Below are 232 nucleotides of genomic sequence, written 5' to 3'. Positions count from 1 at the left end.
ACGCGATCCCGGCAGCTGCGCATGCTTCTGCGAACTCAGCGTTCTCCGCGAGAAAGCCGTATCCCGGATGAATTGCGCCGGCTCCGGTTGCCTTTGCGGCCTGCAGTATGGCAGCGCCGTTGAGGTAGCTCTCCGTCGCGGGAGCGGCGCCGATGCACACCGCCTCGTCAGCCTGCGAGACGTGGAGCGAACCGGCATCGGCTTCGGAGTAAACGGCAACCGAGCGCAGGCC

1 protein-coding gene is annotated in these 232 nt (G+C 66.4%); it reads right to left on the bottom strand.

Annotation, left to right across the window (positions count from 1 at the left end; genetic code table 11):
• The coding region (locus tag QSV46_RS41205) for a biotin carboxylase N-terminal domain-containing protein (protein ID WP_314964566.1) at positions 1–232 on the bottom strand (232 nt) is incomplete at both ends.

It is taken from the genome of Bradyrhizobium cosmicum, assembly GCF_032290525.1.
GTDB classification, from domain to species: Bacteria; Pseudomonadota; Alphaproteobacteria; order Rhizobiales; family Xanthobacteraceae; genus Bradyrhizobium; species Bradyrhizobium cosmicum_A.
This window is presented reverse-complemented; position numbering and strand designations above follow the sequence as displayed.